The sequence below is a fragment of the Kitasatospora sp. NPDC059571 genome, assembly GCF_042735675.1.
Taxonomy (GTDB): Bacteria; Actinomycetota; Actinomycetes; order Streptomycetales; family Streptomycetaceae; genus Kitasatospora.
In genome coordinates this window covers 1-4,371 of sequence record NZ_JBHWBW010000230.1, presented here as the reverse complement: position 1 = coordinate 4,371, position 4,371 = coordinate 1, and the positions used below count along the sequence as shown (strand labels likewise).

The window sequence follows — 4,371 nt, the reverse complement described above, 5'->3', positions numbered from 1 at the left end:
CGCTCGCAGCGCCCTTCCCGGGAGTGCGCTTCGTGCCGACCGGCGGGATCGGCGCCGGACAGCTGGCCGGCTACCTCGCCGAGCCCTCGGTCCTCGCCGTCGGCGGCAGCTGGATGGCGACACCCGCGCACCTGGACACCGGCGCCTACCCCGAGATCCGCCGCCTGACGGCCGAGGCCGTGGAGGTGGGGACGCCGTGACCGAGGTGGTGGCGCTCGGCGAAGTCATGCTGCGCTTCGACCCGGGGGAGGGGCGGATCAGCACCGCCCGCACCTTCCGGGTGTGGGAAGGGGGCGGTGAGTACAACGTGGTGCGCGGGCTGCGTCGCTGCTTCGGCCGGCGCACGGCCGTCGTCACCGCGCTCGCCGACAACGCGGTGGGCCGGCTCGTCGAGGATCTGATCCTCCAGGGCGGTGTCGACACCTCCCTGATCCGCTGGGTCCCGGACGACGGCATCGGCCGCACCGCGCGCAACGGCCTCAACTTCGTCGAGCGGGGCTTCGGCATCCGCGGCGCCCTCGGCGTCAGCGACCGCGCCCACACCGCCGCGTCCCAGCTGCGCACGGAGGATGTCGACTGGGACTCGGTCTTCGCCTCGGGCGTGCGCTGGTTCCACACCGGCGGCATCTTCGCCGGCCTGTCCGACACCACCGCTGACGTCGCCGAGGAGGCGATGACGGCGGCCCAACGCCACGGACTCACCGTCTCGTACGACCCCAACTACCGCCCGAGCCTCTGGGCCGACCGGGGCGGGCCCGACCGGGCACGCGAGACCGACCTGCGGCTCGCCCGCCACGCGGACGTCATCGTGGGCGCCCTGGGGATGGCGGGCCGCCATCCCGGTGCCGATCGACTCGGCGCCGACGAGGTGCCGGACGCACTCGCCTCGGTGGCCGGTCTGCTCCCCGGGGCCCAGGTGCTGGCGACGACCCTGCGCGAGGTCCCTTCGGCCGGCGTCAACGACTGGTCCGCTGCCGCCTGGTCGGCCAAGACCGGCTACGTGCACGGCCCCTCGATGCCCGGGCTGCACGTCCTGGACCGCATCGGCTCCGGCGACGGCTTCGCCGCCGGCCTGATCCACGGCCTGCTCGCCGATGCCGGTCTGGAGCGCGCCCTCGCCTACGGCACCGCCCTCGGCGCCCTCACCATGACCACACCCGGCGACAACGCCATGGCCTCGATCGGCGAGGTCGAAGCGCTGATCGCCGGGGCCTCCGCTGCCGTCAGACGCTGACCGGCGTCCCCGCCCGTACCACCAGGGAGCACCTCTTGCGCCTCCGGAAGATCCAGAACACGCCGGTCGCGGTCACCGAGCTCGGCTTCGGCGCCTCGGTGATCGGCAACCTGTACCGCGAGACCTCCGACCAGGAGGCGTCGACCGCCGTCGACGCCGCTTGGCACGCGGGCATCCGGTACTTCGACACCGCGCCGCACTACGGCCTCGGGCTGTCCGAGCGGCGCCTGGGCGCAGCGCTGCACGACCGGCCGCGCGAGGAGTACGTCGTCTCCTCGAAGGTGGGCCGGCTGCTCGTGCCCAACGAGGACCCCCGCGGCGCCGACAGCGAGGGCTTCGCCGTCCCCGACGACCTGCGCCGCCAGTGGGACTTCAGCCGCGACGGCGTGCTGCGCTCGATCGAGGAGACTCTCACCCGCACCGGACTGGACCGGCTCGACATCGTCTTCCTGCACGACCCGGACGACCACTGGCAGCAGGCCGCCGAGGAGGCCATGCCCGCGCTCGCCGACCTGCGCGACCAGGGCGTGATCGGCGCCATCGGCGCCGGTATGAACCAGTCGGCGATGCTCGCCCGCTTCCTGCGCGAGACCGCCGCCGACGCGGTGATGCTCGCCGGACGGTACACCCTGCTCGACCAGTCCTCCCTGGACGACGTCCTGCCGGCGGCGCAGGAGCACGGCAAGAGCGTCGTCGCGGTCGGCGTGTTCAACTCCGGACTGCTCTCCCGCGACAGGCCCACCGGCGGGATGAGGTACGACTACCAGGATGCCCCGGCGGAGCTGGTGCAGCGGGCGCTGGCCATCGCGGAGGTGTGCGAGCAGTACGGCACCAGCCTTCCCGCCGCCGCCATCGCCTTCCCGTACACCCATCCCAGCGTCGTCAACGTCACGCTGGGAATGCGGACCGCCGAACAGGTCGAACGCAACGCGGAGCTCCACCGCCGGCCCGTCCCCGCAGGCCTCTGGGACCATCTGCGCGCCGAAGGCCTGATCAGGGCGGACGTGCCGAGTTCGGGCTGCTGACGGTCGGGACGCCGCAGATTCATTCGATGTGTTGATAGGAGTTCGACATGAAGTTGCTTCGGATCGGGGCACCGGGCGAGGAAGTCCCGGCAGTCCGCGGCGAGGACGGACGCGTGTTCGCCCTCTCGGAGCTGACCGGCGACGTCGACGGGGCGTTCCTCGCCTCGGGCGGGGTCGAGCGTGCCCGGGCGGCGCTGGCTGCCGGTGAGCTGCCCGAGGTCGACGTCACCGGTCTGCGGGTCGGTGCGCCGGTGGCGCGGCCGGGCAAGGTGGTGTGCGTCGGGCTGAACTACCGCGACCACGCGGAGGAGACCGGGGCGGCCATCCCCGCCCGTCCGGTGGTCTTCATGAAGGACCCGGCGACCGTGGTCGGCCCGTACGACGAGGTGCTGATCCCGCGCGGCTCGGTGAAGACCGACTGGGAGGTGGAACTCGCCGTGGTGATCGGCCGCCGCGCCCGCTACCTCGCCGATCCCGCCGAGGCGGTGGACTGCGTCGCGGGCTACACGATCAGCAACGACGTCTCCGAGCGGGAGTTCCAGCTGGAGTTCTCCGCGCAGTGGGACCTCGGCAAGTCCTGCGAGACCTTCAACCCGATGGGCCCCTGGCTGGTCACCGCGGACGAGGTGGGCGACCCGCAGGCGCTCGGCCTGCGCCTGGCCGTCAACGGCGAGCCGCGCCAGGACGGCAACACGAAGAACATGATCTTCGACGTCGCCCACCTGGTCTGGTACCTGAGCCAGTACATGGTGCTCAACCCCGGTGACGTCATCAACACCGGCACCCCGGCCGGCGTGGCCCTCGGCCTGCCCGGTACCCCCTACCTGCGCGAGGGCGACGCCGTCGAGCTGTCCATCGAGGGCCTGGGCACGCAGCGCCAGACGTTCCGCAACGCGTGAAAGGCACCCCGTTGTCCGCAACCACCGCGCTCCGGGCGCCAACCGACACCCACCGGGACCCGAATACCCCCTTCCGGGCCACCGAGCCGGCGGACGAGCAGAAGGTGACGGCGTGACGACCGACGATCTTGCGGGACTGGCGGCCGTGGTCACCGGCGGTGCCTCCGGCATCGGCCTGGCCACCGCGTCCCTGCTCGCGGAACGCGGCGCGCGGGTGGCCGTCCTGGATCTCGATCCCGCACCGCTGAAGGAGCCGCTGACGGGCTTCACCGCCGACGTCGGCGCCGACGCCTCCGTGCGTGCCGCCGTCGATGCGGCGGCCGAGACCTTCGGCGGCATCGACATCGTGGTCAACTGCGCGGGCATCAGCGCGGTCGGCACCGTGGAGGACAACCCGGACGAGCAGTGGAGCCGCGTCCTGGACGTCAACGTCGTCGGCATCGTCCGTACCACCCGCGCCGCCCTGCCCCACCTGCGCAGGTCCTCGCACGCATCGGTGGTCAACATCGGCTCCATCGTCACCACCACCGGTCTGCCGCAGCGCGCGCTGTACGCGGCCAGCAAGGGCGCGGTGATGTCGCTGACCCTGTCGATGGCCGCCGACCACGTCCGCGAGGGCATCCGGTTCAACTGCGTCAACCCCGGCACCGTCGACACCCCCTGGATCGGCCGGCTGCTGGCGGCGGCCGAGGACCCGGTCGCCGAACGGGCCGCGCTGAACGCCCGTCAGCCCACCGGCCGGATGGTCCGTGCGGACGAGGTGGCCGCCGCCATCGCCTACCTGGCCTCCCCGGCGGCCGCCTCGGTCACCGGCACCGCCCTCGCGGTGGACGGCGGCATGGCCGGCCTGCGCCTGCGACCCGAAGCGAAGCCGTGACCGTGCGACAGAACAATGTCAGGACAGGGCCGGTGCGGGTGACCGAGCTCGCCTTCGGCGCGGCAGCCATCGGCAACCTGTTCACCCCGGTGAGCGACGAGCAGGCCGCCGAGGCGGTCACCGCCGCGTGGGAGGCCGGTGTCCGGTACTTCGACACCGCCCCGCACTACGGCCTCGGCCTGTCCGAGCGCCGACTCGGCGCGGTGCTGCACGGCCTGCCCCGCGAGGAGTACACCGTCTCCACCAAGGTGGGGCCGGGGGGGGGTCCCGCCCTCCCCCGCGGGCCCCTCCCCGCCCAACGCCTAGGCCGCCCCCCCCCCCCCCCCCCGGCCGGGG

5 protein-coding genes are annotated in these 4,371 nt (G+C 73.2%); all 5 read left to right on the top strand.

All coding sequences use genetic code 11. The annotated features are described in order from the left end of the window. Positions 1-196: 196 nt before the first annotated feature. Complete coding sequence (locus tag ACFV0G_RS23500; protein ID WP_380551206.1) at positions 197-1,234, top strand: PfkB family carbohydrate kinase; 1,038 nt, start codon at positions 197-199, stop codon at positions 1,232-1,234. Between the two features lie 35 nt (positions 1,235-1,269). Beyond that, positions 1,270-2,259 carry an aldo/keto reductase gene (locus ACFV0G_RS23495; protein WP_380551203.1) on the top strand — a complete coding sequence of 330 codons (990 nt, stop codon included), beginning with the start codon at positions 1,270-1,272 and terminating at the stop codon, positions 2,257-2,259. 47 nt (positions 2,260-2,306) lie between these two features. Further along, on the top strand, positions 2,307-3,158 hold the full coding sequence (locus tag ACFV0G_RS23490; protein ID WP_380551200.1) for a fumarylacetoacetate hydrolase family protein: 852 nt from the start codon (positions 2,307-2,309) through the stop codon (positions 3,156-3,158). Between the two features lie 112 nt (positions 3,159-3,270). Then, the gene (locus ACFV0G_RS23485) at positions 3,271-4,035 is read left to right on the top strand and encodes an SDR family NAD(P)-dependent oxidoreductase (protein ID WP_380551197.1); all 765 of its coding nucleotides are present in this window, start codon (positions 3,271-3,273) and stop codon (positions 4,033-4,035) included. Between the two features lie 2 nt (positions 4,036-4,037). Beyond that, positions 4,038-4,371 (top strand): aldo/keto reductase (locus ACFV0G_RS23480; RefSeq protein WP_380551227.1); only part of this gene is annotated, 334 nt, incomplete at its 3' end.